This is a genomic window from Kribbella yunnanensis, assembly GCF_039529655.1.
Classification (GTDB): domain Bacteria; phylum Actinomycetota; class Actinomycetes; order Propionibacteriales; family Kribbellaceae; genus Kribbella; species Kribbella yunnanensis.
On sequence record NZ_BAAANF010000031.1, the window covers coordinates 1 to 17,928 of the forward strand.

Sequence of the window (17,928 nt, forward strand, 5' to 3'; positions counted from 1 at the left end):
CCCAGTCGTTCGACCTCCACGTCAACGCGACAGTCGCCGTACCGGTCGTGGGCAAGCAGCTGGAGCGCGTCGTGATGGAGGCGATTCAGCTCAGGCTGCAGAGGAAGTTCGAGCTCGCGTGGTCCTGGCTATCAGGATCACTCTGACCAGCTGGCGTAGTGTTGACGCGTACTTGACGTCGTTCTGGGGATGACAGCTGTGGACCCACAGAGCCGTGACGCGGTGGAGTCCTTCGCGCAGCTTGCCCTGAAGTTGTACGACGCCGACGGCGTCATCGATACGGCCGGGACGGTCGCCGACTTCGCAGTCGAAGCGGTTGGCTGCAGCTTCTCCGGCATCGCCTTGGCCGCTCACGATGGGCCGTTCGAGATCGGTGCCGCCACCGCGCCCGTCGTGGAAACGCTCTACCAAGTTCAAGCCGACAGCGGCGAAGGACCGGTGCTGTCGGCGCTCGCCGAGCGGTCCGCCGTCGTGGATCACGACAGCGTCAGCAAGTCCGAGTGGCCACGCTTCCGGAAGGAAGCCGCCGAGCTCGGCATCGGAAGCGACCTGCACCTTCCGATCACCTACCAGGAGCGAGCGATCGGTGTCCTGTCGCTGTACTACACAGAGCCCGACGCGTACGGCGACGACGATGAGACCGCCGCCGCCATCCTCGCGCAACACGCTGGTGTTGCCGTAGCCACCGCCGTACACGACCAGACAATCACCCAGACTGTCGAGTCCCGCAGACTCATCGGCCAAGCAGCAGGAATCCTGATGGAACGGTTCGGCATCGACTCCGATCGGGCCTTCGCCATCCTGCAGCACTGCTCCCAAGACACGAACACAAAGCTGCGCGCCGTGGCTCAGGACCTGATCGACACCCGCAATCTCCCCGGAACCAGGCCCCACCCTCCGCAATCCGTTGCTGTTAGCAACTATTCGCGACCACCCCGGAAGTCTTGACATACAACCTTGAGCACGCAGATCTCCCTAGGCCCAACGTCCGACCCTGCGCTTGGCTGCGACGGAAGGAGTCCCGACGGTGGTAGAGCTCGCAGCGGGCGAGTACTGGATGGTCAACTCGAACGGCGTACGGATCACCGTGCAAGCCTCGTCGTATGCCTGCGAGATACAGGTAGTCATGGCCGCGAGACCAGCAGCGAAACGGGGTGCGGACGAGCACATCCGTCTTGAGCGAATCTGTTTCGCTTGGTCAGCGCGAGCTCTCCGGCGCGTCGGCTAGCCCGGGAGTGGAATGGTCGGAGCCTGCACGCGAGACTGGTGTTCCATGCCTGAGGGGAGAGACAATGTCGGCGATCGGCCTCTATTACCCGTATATCCACGTCCGGGATCAGGACTGGCTGTTCGGGGCGGCGTTGTACTGGCAGAAGATCGGCCGGATAGTTCCAGCCGGTTTCGGTCCGACTGACTCGACCGCAGTCCGTGCGCTGACCAGCGACCTCGACCTGATGGTGAACGTTCGGCCTGCGCCGGCCGCGGCCTCTCTGGCGCCGGCTTTCCTGGAGATGCTGGACGAGTACGGCGGTCGGCTGCACGACCTCTTCGGCCTCCCCGAGCCCAGTCCCGACCCCGAGTACCCGCGGGCGGTCCGCATCGACAACGGGCCGAGCCGGCATCCGGAGCTCGCGCGCATCGACCCTCCCGCACCGCCGACCTGGGCACCGGAGACTGACGAGATTGTCGGTGTGCACGCCGACCAGGTTCATCCTTCGGTGCGGGACCGGTTGTGTGAACTCGGCCTCGCGGTCTGGCCGGCCGTGACGTGGTTCGATCCGGATCCTGACTGGATCGGGATGCGGGATCAGATTGCCTGGGCGTACATGTGCGCACTCGCGAGCGAGATCGCTCGGGCGGGAAGGCTCACTCCGATCACTGATGCGTCGGAGGCACAGGCGTTTCTCATGGAGCGAACCGCGGCAGAGTTGGCTGAGGCCGTGTTGCGGTTCCCCGAACCTGGCGCCGAGCAGCTCAACGCGGTGGGTCCGAGTACGGGGGAGTTGGGATCGGTGATCGGCATGCTCGCTCTGCAGGTGCCGGCACCCGATCGCCGGTGGACGGCGGAAGATGTCGTCAAGGTACGGACCCGGTATGGCGCAGACTTCGTCGCATTCCGCGCGGAGGTCGATCGAGCTGCTACCGAACTGGCGGGCGCGATCCAGGAGATCCATCAGCCCGAGGTCCTGGCCGCTTATCTCGACGTGGAAATCACCAACAGGTTCCGCCTGCCGCTCAATGAGCTGCGTCGCCAGCTCCGCGGTCTTGGTCTGAGCGCCACGACCCTGACCCTGAATGCGAAGTTCGAGGTGCCGGCGGCGGCCGCGATCGCGGGCGGCGGTGCTCTGCTGGCCGAAGGCTCGGTGTTTGCCGGGACCTCGGCGGTCGCTGCAGGCCTGTTGGCGATTCGTGGTCAGGTGAACGAGCGTGCGAAGCACCTGCTGACTCCGTCGGCGCCGACCTACTTGCTGCATACCGCCGAGTTCGCCGAGCGGCACGGTCCGCCGGCGTCTCAGCTCATCAACCAGAGCCTTCACACGGCGAGGAGAGTGCTCGGCTTTCGTTGAGCCGGCCGTTAGGGACGGCCTCCACAACGGCATATTCAGTTGGACCACGGTCGAAGTGTGCGGCTCGGCCGAACTCATGTGTTCCCGTGCTCGTCTGTGTTGGTGCGCAGCCACGGTGGGTGCGCCGTACGGAAGGGAACGTGATGAATCGGTTCGGAAGTGGCGCCGGTACGGCGTTTGCGGTGGGAACTTGTGGTCTTCTTTTCCCGGCGACAGTGCAAAGTGGTGCGGCGAGCTTGCCGGCGTCTCAGACGGTGGTTGCTGCGAGCAACACTCAGGCGGCTTCTGCGGTGTTTGTCCGGCGGTACTTCGACCGCAGTGAGCTCGGCTACCACTCGTCCGCGGAGCTGCCGAATTCCTGGCGGATGGTGGTTCTCGGGTCTTGGCAGACGCGATTTGCCGATCCGGCGAAGAACCGGATGATCCGGTTCGACACTGAGTACAACTCTCGGATCAGCACCGCGACTGCGCTCCGGCAGAAGGTAGCCGCCCTGCGTGGAACCCGAGGGCTGAGGGTCGTCGGAACCTCGACGGTGACGACGAGATCGACCAAGGGGCAGGGGCTGTTGACGATCAGCACCCTCGTCTACACCTACCGCAGCGGCGACACCATTCGCTGGGTTGCCACGCGGTACGTCGGTCAGTTCGGTTCCAAGATGGCGCAGATAGAGATCGCCGTCGCAGGTGCCACAAGCGACAGCAAACTGCTCGGCACTGTCATCAATCGCGCCACAGAGTCACTGCAACGGGCCGGCTGACAGGTCGACACGCCCTTCGCGATCGGCTGTTGAAATCATTTCTTTGTCCTTGGCCATCATGAAGATGGCGCATCAGAACCGGCCGAGGTGGTGAGCAGATGAGTGTAAACCGCGACTATTAGCATCGACCGGCGTCGGCCCGGTTCACCCCCGCTTGTCCCTCGCCGTCCGGTGCGCGACAAGTAGTTGCCATCAGCATCGACCTTGAGGACTGAAGCAGCCGTTAGGTGCCGCCTGAGTCGCGCACGGACCGGCCCGGTGGCTCAGGTTTGGGAGAAGACGACGTCGGTGTGGTAGGGCGCGTTGGGGAGTTCTAGAAGCTCTGCTTGCCACTCCTCTGCGTACCGCTCACGCCATGACGGGGGTAGCCGCCGGGCGCCTGCGCGGAGGAGCAAGCAGCAAATGGGCGTCACCCAGCCGAGGAACTCATCGGCGACAACGCTGACCGCCAGTGCGCCGAGGAGCGCGAATACGAGGCTCACGCCTGCCCCCAAGCCGGTCGTGCGGACGGTGTCGACGGTGCCCGCCGTTGGCTCGCCGAGAATACGGCAAGCTCAGCCGTTGCCGCCTGCTCGCCGAGCCCGGTGAGTTGGTAGTAGCGACGCCGGGGGCCAAGAACCGCCCGGGTCTACCCGAGTGGCGTGGTGGCTGAGTTTGCCTTGGTTTGGGCGACTACACCCGGAGGCTGCGGGTCACTTGCGAGGCTCGGGCTCCGAAGGGTTGACGTCGAGTACCGCGAGGAAGGCCGCCGCTGCGGGGGTGAGCCCGAACCTGCTCCAGATGAGGTGTTCGATGCGGACGGGGGCGTCCAGCACTGGGATCGTCACCACGCCGGACAGGTGCGGGGCGTAGTTCGACGGCACCATGGCGATGCCGAGGCGCAGGTGAACCAGCCTTGCGAGGAACTCCGGGGAGGTCACCTCGAAGGGGACCTCGCGGTGCAGGCCGGCGGACGCGAAGGCCTGGTCGGATTGGTCACGCCCGGCGCTGCCCGCAGGGAAGTCCACGAACACCTCGGTCGACAGCCGAAGCAGGTCGACGTCGGCCTCGCCTGCGAGCGGGTGGTCGGGAGCGACGACGGCCACATGCCGGTCGTGAGCGAGCTTGCGGGAACGGACGCCGTCCGGGCGCGCAGTGGTGGGCAGGCCGAGGAAGGCGACATCGATCGTCCCGTCCTTGACCTTGGCCACCAATGACTCACTGGTACCGACCCGAAGACCGATCCGGACCTGTGGATAGCGCTCGTGGAAGGCGCGCAGGACGGCGGGTACGTCGACCGCCGCCACCGTCGGGATCACGCCGACGGTGAGCTTGCCGCGGACTTCTCCGACAGCGGCCGCCACTTCGGCCGCCCCGCGTTCGGCGGCGTCGAGGCACTGCTGCGCGTCGGGGAGGAATGCATCGCCGGCTGCCGTCAGCCGGACCCGCCGGCTGGTGCGGTCGAAGAGGCGGGCGCCCAGTTCCCGCTCCAGCCGGGCGATCTGGTGGCTGAGGGCGGATTGGACGACGAGGCATCGTTCGGCGGCGCGGGTGAAGCTCTTCGTCTCCGCGACGGTGACGAAGTACTGCAACTGTCGAAGCTCCATAGATCTATCGTGAATCACGATGGATGAAGTGACAAACATGTGTTGGACTCATTGATCGACCGGGCCGCACGCTGAGTAGGTGAAGAACATCGCCGCACTACAGCCCCGGTTGATCGGCGTCATCGCGGTCACCTCCCTCGCACCGATCGTCTGGGGTACGACGTATGTGGTCACGACCGAGCTCCTGCCAGCAGGTCATCCGCTGTTCGCGGCGCTGCTCCGGGCACTGCCGGCCGGGCTGATCGCGGTGGCGGTCACCCGCACGTTGCCGCACGGGACCTGACTGGCGAAGGGCGCGGCCCTTGGTGTGCTGAACATCGGGCTGTTCTTTCCGCTGCTCTTCGTTGCCGCCGAACGCCTTCCGGGTGGGGTCGCCGCCACACTCGGAGCGGCGCAGCCGATTCTCGTCGCGGTGCTGGCGGTGACGATCCTGAAGCAGCGCCCGTCGGGCTGGCGGTTCGCCTGGGGTGTGGTCGGCGTGGTCGGCGTCGGTCTGGTAGTGATCGGCCCCGATGCGGGGTTCGACGTCGTCGGGATCGTGGCCGGTCTTGCCGGCGCGGTCACGATGGCGCTCGGGGTGACGCTCACGAAGCGGTGGGGGCGCCCGGAAGGCGTCAGTCCGACAGCGTTCGCGGGCTGGCAACTGACCGCAGGCGGCCTGTTTCTGCTCCCGGTGACGTTGCTGTTCGAGGGGATGCCGCCCGCGATCGACGGCCGCGCCGCGCTCGGCTATCTCTGGCTCGGCCTGGTCGGTGGACTCCTCGCCTACGTCCTGTGGTTCCGCGGCATCACGAAGCTGCCGGTCACTTCCGTCGCCGTACTCGGCCTGCTCTCGCCGATCGTCGCCGCCGTCCTCGGCGCCGCGCTGCTGGGCCAGTCGCTCGGACCGGTCGAGCTGACGGGATTCGCGCTCGCCCTGGCCGCGATCCTCGCCGGGCAGATTTCTCCGACTTTCAAGAAGCAGCGCGCGGGCACCACGCCGTCCGCTGCCCAACAGATCACACCCATATCAGGAGGTAGGAACAATGATTGAGAAGCAGGAACTGACGCTCTCCCACAGTGATGGCAAGCCGGATGCGATCGGCATCGAGGCCGTCAACCGGATACTGCGCCCCGTGGGCGTACGCATTTCCCAGGTACCCGTCCCCACCGTGGCACACCCGATCCTCAAGACGTCCCAAGAGCAGGCTGTTCCGGAATCGCAGCACCCGGAACTCATCTCGACCTTCAACCTCGACAGAGACCAGTTGCTGGAGCAGATCGAGTTGGCCGGCCGCGAGGCCGCGACCCACCGCGGTGGCCTGTTGAGCACCTCGGAACATGGAGTAGCTCCCTATCCCAAGGTGTACGACATGAGGGCGATGGACTCCGCTGCACGGACCGCCACCCTGCGCCGCTTCGGCAGACTCCATATCAACAGCACCGACGAGGGTCTCGGCATCGACGAGGTGATGACGGTGGTGTACGCCGGACCGCTGACGTGGTTCTTCCAGCTCGCCGACGGCGGAGTCGCCAAGGTGTCACTTCCCGCTGTGGAGATCGGCGATCCGGCCTGGCGCCTGAGCTACCCCGGCCTCCAGCCACACGGCGGCTTCCTCGACGCCGAGTACGGCCTGGTCGTAGCTTTCGCGCACGGCCCAGAGAAGTTCGTGATGCGCTACGAGCACCCGAACGTCGAAGCGGAAGGCGCGGAGTTGCTGGGCACGAATCCGTGGGTCGACTTCAACGGCGAAGTGCCCCGGCTGCTCGACGACGCGATCCAGAACTGAGGCACGGCGTACCGAGCCGTAGAAGGGAATCAACGGTGTCAGCCAACGACCTGGAAGCCCGACTCGTCGCTGTGGAGGCGAAACTCGCACACCACAGCGACCTGGAAGCGATTCGGGATTTGATGTACGAGTACGGGTTCGCCTTCGACGAGGATCGCTTCGACGACTTCGCCAACTGTTTCACCGAGAACGCCACGGGCCGATATCACCCCTTCGCTCCCGGTTTCTCGGGAAGGCAGGAGATCCTCGACTTCTGCCACCGGCTTCGTGACGAGGACTCACTGCCCCGGCTGGAGATGGTCATCCACTACACGGTTTCGCCAATCATCGAGATCGATGGTGACTCGGCCAGCGGCCGATGGAACTGGATAGCTCCGTGCACGGTCAAGAGGGCGAACGGGGATCGGGTCGCGGCATGGCAGTTCGGCCGCTACGACGTGCAGTACGCCCGGACCTCGGACGGCTGGAAGATCCAGCACCAGACCACGGCCTATTTCAAGGTGTTCGAACACCTCGAGGGATGGGTGCGGCAGCCGATGATGTCGCTCCTGTCGTGATTCTCGGCCTGTTGAAAGGTGCGTCATGACTGTCCAGTTCGGTGTCTCGATCAATCCGACGCTCGATCTCGAGAACGGGTATCGGCTGGCAGCTGCAGCTGAGCATTCGGGCCTGAGCCTGATCGGTGTGCAGGATCATCCGTACGTCGACAACTACATCGACGCGTTCGTCTTCATCGGCCAGCTGCTGGCGCGTACGCGGAGCCTGAGTGTGTTGTCCGATGTAGCGGACCTGCCATTGCGGCCGCCGGCCATGCTCGCCCGTACAGCGTCGGCACTCTCCCGCGTCTCAGGAGGGCGGTTCGTCCTGGGTCTTGGCGCGGGCGGTTACTGGGACGCGATCACCTCGATGGGAATGCCACGGCGATCCTCGGCCGAGGGACGGAGGGCGCTCGCCGAGGCGGTCCAGCTGATGCGGGAACTGTGGCAGCCAGGTGCGAAAGTGACCCGTAACGGCGAGTTTGCTTCAGTGTCCGGGCTCGCTGGGCAGGGCCCGGCCGTACCCATCTGGATCGGTGCCCAAGGCCCGCGCACCCTAGCTGTCACCGGCCGGCTCGGCGACGGCTGGGCGGCTCCGATTCCGTCCTATCTTCCGTACGCAGTACGCTCCAGCCAACGCGATCATCGACCGCGCAGCAGAAGAGACCGGGCGGCTGCCGGCGGCGGTGACCCGCGTCGTACAGCTCGTCGGCACGATCAACCCCACCACGCACAGCACTACACACCGGAGTCCCGACCTGGTCGGCGCCGCGCCGATCCGCACCGACGCACGCGGCTGGGCCGAGACGCTGGTACGACTTGCCACCGAACAGCCGTTCACTGTGTTTGTCTTCTGGCCCGAGAAGGGGGACGAGATGCAGGTCCGCCGCTTCGGCGAAGAGGTCGCCCCGATGGTCACCGCCAGTCTCGGGTAGCACAGAGGCTGTGGGTGGTGTCACAGGCACCATCAACTACTTTGACCGCGAACGGCTGTGGGCGACGCCGCCAAGTTCAGCAAGCCGCGTTGCGCGACGTAGGAGTGCGCTGGAGCGGCGGTGGCGAATCGACGGTCGGCGGGACTGCGTTTGAAGGAAGCGGCGGTAGCCGCGTGAAGGGGTGGGTGGGGCGGGCGGTGGACGGAGCACGCGACGGAGGAGCGCGCGTGTCCGGCGCGGGGGAAAGAACAAGGCTCCGGAAGCTGGTGCTTCCGGAGCCTTTCTGGTGTCCGAGGCCGGACACGCACCTTAACCACACGCCTGGATCTGGACCCCGATCACCCGGCCCGAACCCCGTAAGTTCTGAGCAGCAGCCGAGGCTGCTCATCGATTGTCGCTGATGCGCGAAATCGCTTGCTGGTAAGGGATTGAGTGCTCATGCATAGCTCGACGGCGCTCATCTCTAACCATCCTCTCGCGCTGATCGAGGTGCGTAAAGAGGTGCTTCGACGGACATCCGACCGATGTAGGTCACCGACCTGAGGAAGCTCGCGGCAGTCCAATCCGAGCGATGTCCTGGCACCGCCGCACTTTGGCTGCCAAGCAGCGGGAGTGAACGTCGGGAAGATAGAAGCGTGGGCGCAGCGCGAATCGCGTGTCGTGGAGGTCACGCAAGGTAGATGGCGATCTCCGGCGGAATCTTGAAGTGGCTGGCTCTGACGCCCCGCCGGTATGTGGCGTTCAACGGATCCGGAGTGTCGGTGGCGAGTAGACCTTCAGTCTTTCCCTCCACGAACAGGCGGACGGGCAGGGAGAACGGCGCGGGCACTATCAGGTCGCCTAGAGCGTCGGCCTGATGGTCGGCGCCCCGGCCGCGTACCAGCAGGCCGTGACCAGCTTTGCGCAGTGCTTGCGGATCGTCTGATACCTGCTGTAAAAGTCGATAGCCGTTGCGTCTGAGAAGGTTGGCCAGTGCTTCCTCAAGTAGATAACCACCCAACGCGGCTCCAGAGATCACGCGCACCCTCCCTCTGCCTACGAGCTACTTCGTACACCGCACAAGTCTGCAGAGCCTGACATGATTTAGACCGCTCCTGGACGGCGCGCGTTCGCCCTGCTGTATTAGGGAGCGTCGACCGCCGCGCGTGATTCAAATCAGGCGGTCAGAATTCGGATCAAGTAGTCGGCTCGAGCCTGAGCAGCGGGTGTGGCCCGGACAAAATTCGGCCATGCGAGACGTCTGCGCTGTCGCTCCGCTCTTGGTCGGCCGTCAAGCTGTGAGCTTGAACAAACCCGAGACTGTGCCTCTGTTGCCGTGCGCCAGTGTCGCTCGCGATCCGCTGGCGGATGGCCCGGGGCCCTGCGGACACTCGGCGACAAGGTCTGCTTCGGCGGGCCCAAGAGTACGCGGTGCGCTATCGCATGGCAGTTCCAATGGGCCGACTAAAGCTGGTCGGCGCGCCCGGAACAGGCTAAGGCGGCTCATCGCTCAGCTCCCCGAACTTGCGGGCCGCAGCACGATTGGTAGCGGCCTTCGCAGCCAGATTGGTGGCGATTCTATAATGAAGAAGGTCCCTGAAGGCGAGCCGCATTTGGATAGCGCAGGTGGGCAACGCGCACGCGACCACCACGGCGAAGGCCCACGCGGCAGATCCCGTCACGAGGTTCATTGCAAGTCCACCAGCGCCGGGCACGGCAACGCTGGCAATCGAGGAAAGGATGTTGTTAGTCTGCGGCATGGCCACTCCTGGTCCGGTCTGACAGAGGAGTAGCCGCGGTTCAAGCTGCGGTCTGAAACCCCTCAAGAATCCTGCTGAGACGGGACTTGTTGGCCGGAGGTGCACAGGGCGCGTTGGTGAGCGTGAGGACTCGGACTCGCGCCAATGACGGAGTCTCGTTCTCGTGAGGTGACGGTCCTGCGAACGGCCTCTCCGTGGAACGAATCAGCTCAACCAGGGATCTGAGTGCTTGCTGGTAAATATCGAGTCTGCGTCCCAGCTCAGGTTCGGTCAGCAGAGCCCAAGCGGTCTCGTGCGCGATTACAGAGCGGATGCGTTGAGCCTCCAGGCCCTCGTCCGCTCCGTGTCGGACACGCTGCTCGGCAAGATGTGTGAGGTACAAGATTGTCTTGCCCGAACCGGGATGCAGGAGCAGTTCGAGGTCCTCGACGAGGATGGTTCGGCGGACAATCCGGTGGCCGGAAGGCCGGAAGTTGAGATCCAGATCAACGTCGCGGCCGGCCGCCAGCGACAGAACGGCAGCACGTGCCATTCCATCCTGGGACAGGTCCGCCGCGAAATCCATGGGACAAATCGTACTTCACCACCGCGGCGAGCCTGTTGAGCCACGTGGGCGAGGTTCGAAGTTAATGCAGAACTGAACACGCAGCCCCGGGTGACGATTTGTAGTACGTGGCGGACGCCGGAGTTGCTGTCGGCAATCCAGCGGTTGATGACCGGGACCGGCGTGGTCGCGAAGACGTTGTGCCGCAAGCTGTTGCGCGACGGTCGGCCCCACGATGTCGGCTCCTTGGGGAAGGTCGCTGGGACCGGACAGTCCGAGCGACATCGCATCAACAGAGTCGATCCGCTCAAGCCCTCGGCAGCTTGAGGCCTTCCCTACGACCTTGCCGAGGGCAGCAGCGACTTGGCCCGAGCGACGACGAGTCGTTGCGGTCTCGATCCGCGAGTTGCTTGAGAATCAAACGGTTCGATTCTACGGGCTCATAGCGGATCATGTCCGTCTCCAATGGCCGTTGAAAGAAGGGCTGTCGCTTCTTCGCTAGCTCCCGGCTCAGGGCTGCCCTGGACGTCCTAGTCCGCGCGGGGTTGGCGCGGTGTAGTCAGCGAGGACGCACCGGATGCCACGACCGGCGGCTTCCAGTTGGGACTGCCCCGGTTCGGCTGACTCCTAATCTGTGTACGGCACCAGTTCGAGTGTGCGTTGGGCCATGACGTCTCGAAGCAGTTGGTAGAGCCGCATGTGGGGATTGGCGGTCGGGCGGTCCCTTCCCTGCAGTCGTGTCGACCGCAGCCCCGAGGAAGGACAGTACTTTCGAGTGGCTTGTTGCGCCCATACTCGTGTGGGTGGAGTTGGACAAGAACGCGATCGTCGGTGCCGACTGGCCTCGGTGCGTATCGGAATTGACGACGGATGACGGGGACGCTGTGTGGGTCGCGGCTGACGAGTCGGGTACGTCGGGCGAGAACCTGGCCGACCGCGACTTCGTCGTCGCCCACGCCACCGTGTGTATGGATGATGTGGAGGCGGCGTCGGTCCTGGCTGAGCTGCGCGCGAAGGCCGGCGCAACGCAGGCAGCCGAGGCCAAGTTCTCCCAGTTTGCCAAGGATGCGGGCTTGAGAGCGCTCGCCGAGGCCTTCGGTTCGGGTGGTCACCTCAGCGGCCGGGTGAGCATTATGGTCGCAGACAAGCCGTTCGTCATCGTCGCCAAGATTGTTGATCTGATCGTCGAAGAATGGGCCCACGATCGCGGGATCAATCTCTATGCCGGTGGTACTGCGCGACAGATGGCATTGACATTGAGTCAGAAGGGGCCTCGCGTTCTCGGCGATCAGTGGGACCAGTTGTTGGCCGCGTTCGTCTCGCTCGCCCGGGCTAAGCAGCGGAGGGGCGCCAAGGAGTCCGTTGCCTCGTTCTATGTCCGACTTCGCGAGGCACGACGGCAATGCTGGCTGCGCGACGTCGGTCGAGTGCTCGACGTGCTCCTCGCGAGCCACGAACATGCAGAAGACCTTGTGAGCTTCGTTGCGGATGAAGAGACCGTCGTATCAACGATGGATCCAATGAGCTTCCTCGTCGGGGACCAGATCGCGTTCGCCCACAACCGGTATGGCCGTGTGCGGTTCTTGCACGACGAGCAGAACCTTCTAACGCGGCCGTTCGTTGAAACCGTCCTCATAGGTGTTGCCGCGAGTCATGTCGCTTTCGGAGGAGAGGGCCCGCCGCCTGTTCTTGCCGATTTCTGTCTCGGGCGGTCGAAAGATCATCCTTCGATCCAGCTAGCTGATCTGGCTGCGTCCGCCGGCCGAGTTACTGTCGAGGCGCATCTTGGGAAGCCGAGCCTGGCTGCGGACATGCTGCGTGAGGCCGTTAGTCCGTCGATCGCTCGAGGCGTTTTGCGTGACGGCGATGCATTTTGGGTCGGCCGGTCGACCTGAGTCATCGCTAGTGATCTGACAGCCGCGCCAATAAGCGGATCGGCGCGATTGCTCGGGAGTCGGTGGACGGGCCCCGTGGTGCCGGTCTCGTCGGCGCCGCGCGCTTGGGGTGAAGCGGGGTCGGTCACCAGTTCGGTCGGTGGCGATCTGGGCCGCGCGGTGTACAGATCGCGGTGTCGACGCTCTTCGACGAGGATCGCCCATCGTTGAGTGCGTCGCCACGGCTCTTGGGTGCCGCCATGCCCGGGCTTATCGCATCCGAGCCCCGCTGGCTCAGTCATGGCAGCGATCCAATCCGTTGCCCCTCCGACCGCCTCAGCGAATCAGTTCACGAACAAGAGATCCGCCAGGCCGCCAGGCCATCGGATCACCCAGCGCTTTTCAGGCGTGGTACCAGAGGCGGACGATCAGTAGAACAGCGAGAGCTACCGGTACCGCGATGGCGGCCGGGCGCAGTGCCCGGGCAGCGCTGCGGAGCTTCTCGTAGCGGGCGCGGTGCTGATTGATGCAGAACCAAAGCTCGATCTCGGCGGCGGTGACCGCCTCTTCCATCGTTTGGGTACTGATGGCAGCGGTGAACTCATCCACGGAGTGCAAGCGGCGGATGGTGTCGGTGCCGTTGAAGACCAGCGCCGGCGGCACCGCGCTGCCGGCCGTGAAGAGATCGCGGGATCCCTGCCGCGTGACGAGGACAGCGGCTGCGCGTAATACGGCGAGTAGAACCAGGACCGTGCCGCCGAACGCGACGCCGGCACACAAGGCGGTGAGCCCGATCGGCACGCGCCGCGAGCCGTCACCCAGGATCTGCGTGATGATCAGCGCGTTTGCCGCCGACAGCAGCGCGCTCGCACTGAGGATCACCGCTGCGCGGCTCGCCGTGGAGGCACGCAACCTGTCGTAACGATCGAGATGCCAGCGAGCCAGAGCGAGCCGGGCCTCGGACGACATCGGTAGATCGGCGGGCGGCGTAGCCGATACCTTCATTCGAACCCCCTCAGCTACTGTGGAACAACAGGATAGAGGGGCGGAGCGGACTGTGTCGGAAGAGAAGGCCGGGCGCCTCGCGAACCCTCAAGCGTGGTCGAAAGCCCTGCCCGAGCAGCTGCTCCACGACCTGGAGAGCTGGGCGGCGGGGCAGACGTTCGCAGTGCGGCTGAGGAAGTGGCAGACCGAAGGCGCGAGCGGCTCCTACGTCGCCTCAGTGATGCTCGAGCCGATCACGGGCATGATCACCGGCGCCATCCTGAAACTGCTGCCCCGGGAACTGGCAATCGCGGAATCTCAAGGGGCGATGCTGGCTCAGCAGCAGAGCCCGGCAGGGTTCTCCGAAGTCCATCTGACCAGGACCCGTCTGGTTTCTCCGTTGCCGGGTACGAGCGGGATCTGGGTGCACCTCCAGGATGTCGCACAGTCCGGCACCGGCACGATGGTGTCCTTGAAGGATCTGACCAAGGACCAGCGCTTCGCGGAGTACTGCGGGATCATAATCACCGAGCTCATGCAGTCCTGGAACGATGGCGCTGACGACCCTTCGCCGCTGGATATGTCGCCGCAGGCCTATCTGCTGCAGGATCTGGGACCGAAAGTCGACGGCGTACGGCAGTTCCTGGCCGACGCCGGGATGAACGTGGACCAGCCGCCGGCCGCGCTGGTCTGCCCGGGCGGGCGCGGGTCATTACCCAATCCGCTGGCCGTGCTCAACGGCCCGGATGCGCAGGGGGAGGTCCTGGTGTTCCGAGGGAAGGGCCACGGCGACCTGAACCTCGGCAACGTACTGCTGCCACAGACGGACGGAACCATCCGCCCGGACGAGTTCCAGCTGATTGACCTCGGCCGCTACGCCGCGGACACACCGATCTCCCGCGATCCGGCCAAGCTGCTGTTGTCTACAGCAGCCGCCTGGCTCCCATCCCTGCGGGAGAACTCGTCCATCCGGTCTGCCCTGGCGGAGGCGATCGTTTCCCCGGACAGCGTGCGCCAATCGCCAGAGATCCTCGGGTACATCGGGGTCGCACACAAGATCGTGCAGGCGGCCGCGTCGTGGGGAATGAAGCGCGGTCTCGCCGAGGACTGGATGCGGCAGCATCGCCTGACGCTATGTGCCGCGGCGCTGCGGACAGTGGCGCGGGCGGACTTCAGCGACGAGGACCGCTGGTTCTATCTCGAAGTGGCCGCGCTGGCCTTGCAAGAGATCATGCCGGCGCCGATCGAAATCGTATCGGCGGCCGCGTTCCGCACCTCTACGGCGCTGGTACCGGAGTCCCGCAGTACGGCATCGAACGCTCCGCCCGCACTGGAGCAGTCCGAGGATGCGAGGGCACGACTACTCAGGATGCTGCTGCCGCAACGGTTGCCCGAACTCCGGCGTGCTTTTGTCGACGGGAACCTGATGACCGCGCTCGATCGCCCGGGCGTGGTTTTCATCGTCGCCAACGCCGGCTCCGGAAAGTCTGTGACCTTGGGGCAGTTGGCTGCAGGTCTCGGCGGGATCGGTCGGCCCTACGTATTGGTCGCGTGCAGCCTCGCTCCCGAGGCGAGGACCGCGAAATCCGATGACGACTTCAGTCGGCTTCTCGGGACCTTGGGGGCTGGCCTCGCGGGACCGCTGGTACCGCCGCCGGTGCCCTCCGACGGTGCCCCGGTGGTGTTGATCGACACGGCAGACATTGTGCTGTCACCGTCGTCCGCCCGGTTCTTCGACCGGTTGCTCGGCGCCCTTGTCGGTGCGGGGTCGCCGGTCGTCGTGACCTGCAGACCGCAGGAGTACCGCGAGTACCTCGAGCCATTCGACCAGAAGCTGCCGTCGCTGGCTCTCAGACCCGAGCGGGTCGACGTTCCAGTACTGACGAACGAGGAGATCGTCGAGCTCGTGGTCGAGTACCTCCGAGGTCTCGGCGTCGTACCTCCAGGGGGAGCTGAGGCGTTCGCGCACTCCATGACCGAGCTCGCCACCAGCCGGCGGCCGCTGATCGACATCATCCGCTCGCCTCTGCTCCTCGGCATGGTCTGCGAACTCTTCGGGAGAACCGGCGCCCTGCCGCCCGACCTGGACGTGGGTCGTCTGTACCGCCGTTACTGGAACGTGAAGATCAGCGGCGGCCGCGCCGACGAGACCGATTCGCTGATCGCCGCCAAGGAACGCCTGTGTCGCCGGATGGCCGAGCAGATGTGGTCGCAATCGGGGGCGGCCATCGTTGACTCTGCCGATGCTATGCAGGTTGCCGAGTCGGGAGCCGACAGGCAGGCGTTACGAAACCTCGTCAGCGAGGGCGTGATCGTGCCATCGCCGCTGGACGACAAGGTGCTCCGCTTCATGCACCAGACGTTCGCCGAGTTCGCGATGGCGAGGTACCTCGGAGAACTGGCGGTCTGGCCAATTCTCAGGAGCACTCTCCAGGAGATCGTCAGCCGCTCGCACGATCTGTTGCACTGGTGGCCGGTACTGCGGGAGACGTTCGCGATCAAGGTCGCGCAGGGCTCTCTCGGGCAGGTGGCGGCCTTGTTGCCAGACGACGACCTTGCGTCGTTCCGGGCGCTCGCGTTCGCCGCGGTCCGTGGTGATGCCGATCTTCTCGGGCGACTCGTGGCACAGACTTTGGAAGCGGCGGAGTCCCCGGCGACACGTCTACGGCGTGAAGCCCTGCGCGAGACCTTCGGTCTAGTGGCCCCGGACGTCGCGACGGCGGTGGCAGTGCTGGCCGTGCAACTGTGTGAGCGTGCGTCGTTGCCGGAACTGCCGGCCAGTGCAACGGCGGCGGCGCAGGTGATCGCCACGATTCCTTCGGAACCGGACCGTGTAGCGCAGTTCGGCTGGGCGCTTGAGGTATTCAGCGCGCGCCGCAATCCGAGGGACACCAGGGACACCCTGGTCGACGACACTATTGCGCGTTTCCTCGAGGTCTTCGGAGCCGCTACAGGAGGCTATGACGAGCTGTTGTGCGTCGAACTCCGGCGATTCCTGGCGAGTTGGGGTGGCACGGCGTTTCGAGCCGCGGTACTCGCGCACCAATCACCGAACGTCCCGGAGCCCGCGCGCAGAGAACTTGGACGGATCGTCAAGCTCGGCAGGTCGGGAGCGTATCCACGCGATGCCGAGGTGGCCGTGATCAGGCTATCTCGGCCGTGGCGGCGTGACGACGACACCGACGACGGTCAGGCCATGCTGGAGTACCTGCGAGCTCAGGATGTGGACACCAAGGTCAGGAGCTTGCGGGCGAGCGCGGTCGGTGCTTTGGTCCCGGTCTCGCCCGGAGTGCTGGATTCATTGGTCGGGGTGTGGGCCCGCGACGACGCCGCCGAGGCGGCCGTCAGCCTCATGGCGCTGCGATCTGCCTGCCAGGCCGGGGCGAACGTCGAGGTCGCGCAAGCGCTCGCCGCGGAGTTCGCCGGTGGTCGGCTGACCCCGCAGGCCGTGTCCCAAGGCGTGAGCCTTGTCATCGACGAACTTGCGTCGTCCCTTGCCGGGCCGGCGAGGGACGATCTGCGCGAAGCACTCGGGGCTGAGGCGCTGCGCAGACCGAACGACAGAATTCTCGGCGCTCTCGCAGCTGTCTCGGATGACAGCATCGCTAGTTGGCGCACGGTGCTGGCGCTCCTGCCCCGGCTTCCCGAAGACCGCCGACGCCGGTGCCTGACGAATCTTCTGCAGATCGCCTCGGACGTCATTGCGGTCGCGCTGCTGGAGGAGCTGACGTATGCCGTGGAACATTATGCTCCGGGGGACGGCGTCGCCCTTGTTCGCCTGCTGGCGATGGCCGCGGTCTACGAGCCTTCGGCGCGCTCCCAGCTCATCGAGCTGATGACAGATCATCGGGCTACCGTGCCGAAACAGGTAATCGCTCAGTTGTGGGAAACCCAGGCAGCCAGGACCTGGCTGCGCCCGGAGCATCTGCGGACCCTGGTCCTCAACTCGGACCTGGGTCTGTGCATAGGCGGTCTCGAACTGCTGCGCGATGTTCTCACCGATCCGCCGCCCGGCGGTGACCTCAACGCCGACGATCTCATCCGTGATGCGCTCGCTCGACATGATCCGCCTGAGGGCAGTTGGGTGCGATCGGAAGAGACAGCGACCCATCGGGCGCTGGACCTCGAGTCGAGGCTACTTTCCTGTTGCAACGGCTGGTTGCGGGTAGCAGCTCCCGGTGACGACGGAGGTCGGGCGGGCGCTCTGCTGGCAGAGCGGACCAGCGCGATTTCGTTGCAGCCGCCCGCCGACGTCGGCCTTCGAAGGGATGCCCTCCTGCTGGTCAAACAGATGGCTTGGCGGCAGGATCAGCCAGTCTGGCAGGCCAGGGCGCGAGACTACGTGGACCACATTCTTCGGAAGGTGAGTCCGGCGGGCGAGGAGTCTCGCTACGTTCAGGATATCTTCAGCCGATTGACTGCGGCCCGCATCGCGAGCTACATGGAGCTGTCCGAGCTGGCCCCGAACTGGACGCTGGGGGGCCGTGGCGAGTTGCTGCGCGTCGTACTCGATCGTGATCCGCTAGGGAGGGCCGGCCCAGCGGCACGCAAACTCCTCGCGCTCGACCAGAACGGATACCTGACATCCATCGCGGCCGACCACCGCTAGGGCCCAGCAGTCGGCTGGGCCGGTTGG

At 65.3% G+C, this 17,928-nt stretch carries 18 protein-coding genes and 1 pseudogene; 13 read left to right on the top strand and 6 right to left on the bottom strand.

Going from position 1 to position 17,928, the window contains the following annotated elements:
* Positions 1-189: 189 nt before the first annotated feature.
* The 3 genes from ABD231_RS39780 to ABD231_RS39790 all read left to right on the top strand — a co-directional run bounded on the left by ABD231_RS39780 (position 190) and on the right by ABD231_RS39790 (position 3,325).
* Positions 190-948 carry a GAF and ANTAR domain-containing protein gene (locus ABD231_RS39780; RefSeq protein ID WP_344164856.1) on the top strand — a complete coding sequence of 253 codons (759 nt, stop codon included), beginning with the start codon at positions 190-192 and terminating at the stop codon, positions 946-948.
* 344 nt (positions 949-1,292) lie between these two features.
* A complete protein-coding gene (locus tag ABD231_RS39785; protein ID WP_344164858.1) occupies positions 1,293-2,567 on the top strand; it encodes a DUF6236 family protein in 1,275 nt (424 codons plus the stop codon).
* 236 nt (positions 2,568-2,803) lie between these two features.
* Positions 2,804-3,325 carry a hypothetical protein gene (locus ABD231_RS39790; RefSeq protein ID WP_344164861.1) on the top strand — a complete coding sequence of 174 codons (522 nt, stop codon included), beginning with the start codon at positions 2,804-2,806 and terminating at the stop codon, positions 3,323-3,325.
* A 263-nt stretch (positions 3,326-3,588) separates the two neighbouring features.
* Here ABD231_RS39790 and ABD231_RS39795 read toward each other — a convergent pair whose 3' ends face one another.
* A complete protein-coding gene (locus ABD231_RS39795; protein WP_344164864.1) occupies positions 3,589-3,807 on the bottom strand; it encodes a hypothetical protein in 219 nt (72 codons plus the stop codon).
* A gap of 47 nt (positions 3,808-3,854) precedes the next feature.
* On the opposite strand from ABD231_RS39795, the gene ABD231_RS39800 reads away from it, so the two are divergent.
* On the top strand, positions 3,855-3,977 hold the full coding sequence (locus tag ABD231_RS39800; protein ID WP_344164867.1) for a hypothetical protein: 123 nt from the start codon (positions 3,855-3,857) through the stop codon (positions 3,975-3,977).
* A 40-nt stretch (positions 3,978-4,017) separates the two neighbouring features.
* Here ABD231_RS39800 and ABD231_RS39805 read toward each other — a convergent pair whose 3' ends face one another.
* Entirely contained in the window at positions 4,018-4,911 is an 894-nt protein-coding gene (locus tag ABD231_RS39805) for a LysR family transcriptional regulator (RefSeq protein WP_344164869.1), read from the bottom strand.
* A 79-nt stretch (positions 4,912-4,990) separates the two neighbouring features.
* Between ABD231_RS39805 and ABD231_RS39810 the strand changes: the two genes are divergently transcribed.
* From ABD231_RS39810 to ABD231_RS39830, 6 genes and pseudogenes are all read left to right on the top strand, one after another.
* A complete protein-coding gene (locus ABD231_RS39810; RefSeq protein WP_344164871.1) occupies positions 4,991-5,194 on the top strand; it encodes a hypothetical protein in 204 nt (67 codons plus the stop codon).
* A gap of 24 nt (positions 5,195-5,218) precedes the next feature.
* Positions 5,219-5,944, top strand: a complete 726-nt coding sequence (locus tag ABD231_RS39815; RefSeq protein WP_344164873.1) for an EamA family transporter — start codon at positions 5,219-5,221, stop codon at positions 5,942-5,944.
* The gene (locus tag ABD231_RS39820) at positions 5,937-6,680 is read left to right on the top strand and encodes a hypothetical protein (RefSeq protein WP_344164877.1); all 744 of its coding nucleotides are present in this window, start codon (positions 5,937-5,939) and stop codon (positions 6,678-6,680) included. The genes ABD231_RS39815 and ABD231_RS39820 overlap by 8 nt, the downstream gene beginning before the upstream one ends.
* Positions 6,681-6,715: 35 nt before the next feature.
* Positions 6,716-7,237, top strand: coding sequence for a nuclear transport factor 2 family protein (locus tag ABD231_RS39825; RefSeq protein ID WP_344164880.1), 522 nt, complete (start codon positions 6,716-6,718; stop codon positions 7,235-7,237).
* A 25-nt stretch (positions 7,238-7,262) separates the two neighbouring features.
* Positions 7,263-7,799: pseudogene (locus ABD231_RS42305) on the top strand (LLM class flavin-dependent oxidoreductase); the annotation flags it as partial.
* A 103-nt stretch (positions 7,800-7,902) separates the two neighbouring features.
* Positions 7,903-8,151, top strand: a complete 249-nt coding sequence (locus ABD231_RS39830; RefSeq protein ID WP_344164882.1) for a hypothetical protein — start codon at positions 7,903-7,905, stop codon at positions 8,149-8,151.
* Between the two features lie 667 nt (positions 8,152-8,818).
* Here ABD231_RS39830 and ABD231_RS39835 read toward each other — a convergent pair.
* The 3 genes from ABD231_RS39835 to ABD231_RS39845 all read right to left on the bottom strand — a co-directional run bounded on the left by ABD231_RS39835 (position 8,819) and on the right by ABD231_RS39845 (position 10,455).
* Entirely contained in the window at positions 8,819-9,169 is a 351-nt protein-coding gene (locus ABD231_RS39835) for a hypothetical protein (protein ID WP_344164885.1), read from the bottom strand.
* A gap of 454 nt (positions 9,170-9,623) precedes the next feature.
* The gene (locus ABD231_RS39840; RefSeq protein WP_344164888.1) at positions 9,624-9,890 is read right to left on the bottom strand and encodes a hypothetical protein; all 267 of its coding nucleotides are present in this window, start codon (positions 9,888-9,890) and stop codon (positions 9,624-9,626) included.
* Between the two features lie 40 nt (positions 9,891-9,930).
* Positions 9,931-10,455 (bottom strand): hypothetical protein, encoded by a 525-nt coding sequence (locus ABD231_RS39845; RefSeq protein WP_344164891.1) that lies wholly within the window; start codon positions 10,453-10,455, stop codon positions 9,931-9,933.
* Between the two features lie 90 nt (positions 10,456-10,545).
* Between ABD231_RS39845 and ABD231_RS39850 the strand changes: the two genes are divergently transcribed.
* Together ABD231_RS39850 and ABD231_RS39855 are read left to right on the top strand one after the other, a co-directional pair.
* Complete coding sequence (locus ABD231_RS39850) at positions 10,546-10,761, top strand: hypothetical protein (RefSeq protein WP_344164894.1); 216 nt, start codon at positions 10,546-10,548, stop codon at positions 10,759-10,761.
* 476 nt (positions 10,762-11,237) lie between these two features.
* A complete protein-coding gene (locus ABD231_RS39855; protein ID WP_344164897.1) occupies positions 11,238-12,329 on the top strand; it encodes a hypothetical protein in 1,092 nt (363 codons plus the stop codon).
* Between the two features lie 381 nt (positions 12,330-12,710).
* Here the strand turns inward: ABD231_RS39855 and ABD231_RS39860 are convergent, their stop codons facing one another.
* Positions 12,711-13,313 (bottom strand): hypothetical protein, encoded by a 603-nt coding sequence (locus tag ABD231_RS39860; protein ID WP_344164900.1) that lies wholly within the window; start codon positions 13,311-13,313, stop codon positions 12,711-12,713.
* A 52-nt stretch (positions 13,314-13,365) separates the two neighbouring features.
* Here ABD231_RS39860 and ABD231_RS39865 point away from each other — a divergent pair, with 52 nt between their 5' ends.
* Positions 13,366-17,901 carry a hypothetical protein gene (locus ABD231_RS39865; RefSeq protein WP_344164903.1) on the top strand — a complete coding sequence of 1,512 codons (4,536 nt, stop codon included), beginning with the start codon at positions 13,366-13,368 and terminating at the stop codon, positions 17,899-17,901.
* The last annotated feature ends 27 nt before the right edge of the window (positions 17,902-17,928 follow it).

What these genes read in the sequence shown, in the direction of transcription:
- ABD231_RS39780 (WP_344164856.1), top strand. Translation starts at nt 190, where the DNA reads ATGACAGCTGTGGACCCACAGAGCCGTGACGCGGTGGAGTCCTTCGCG.
- ABD231_RS39785 (WP_344164858.1), top strand. Translation starts at nt 1,293, where the DNA reads ATGTCGGCGATCGGCCTCTATTACCCGTATATCCACGTCCGGGATCAG.
- ABD231_RS39805 (WP_344164869.1), bottom strand. Translation starts at nt 4,911, where the DNA reads ATGGAGCTTCGACAGTTGCAGTACTTCGTCACCGTCGCGGAGACGAAG.
- ABD231_RS39820 (WP_344164877.1), top strand. Translation starts at nt 5,937, where the DNA reads ATGATTGAGAAGCAGGAACTGACGCTCTCCCACAGTGATGGCAAGCCG.
- ABD231_RS39840 (WP_344164888.1), bottom strand. Translation starts at nt 9,890, where the DNA reads ATGCCGCAGACTAACAACATCCTTTCCTCGATTGCCAGCGTTGCCGTG.
- ABD231_RS39845 (WP_344164891.1), bottom strand. Translation starts at nt 10,455, where the DNA reads ATGGATTTCGCGGCGGACCTGTCCCAGGATGGAATGGCACGTGCTGCC.
- ABD231_RS39860 (WP_344164900.1), bottom strand. Translation starts at nt 13,313, where the DNA reads ATGAAGGTATCGGCTACGCCGCCCGCCGATCTACCGATGTCGTCCGAG.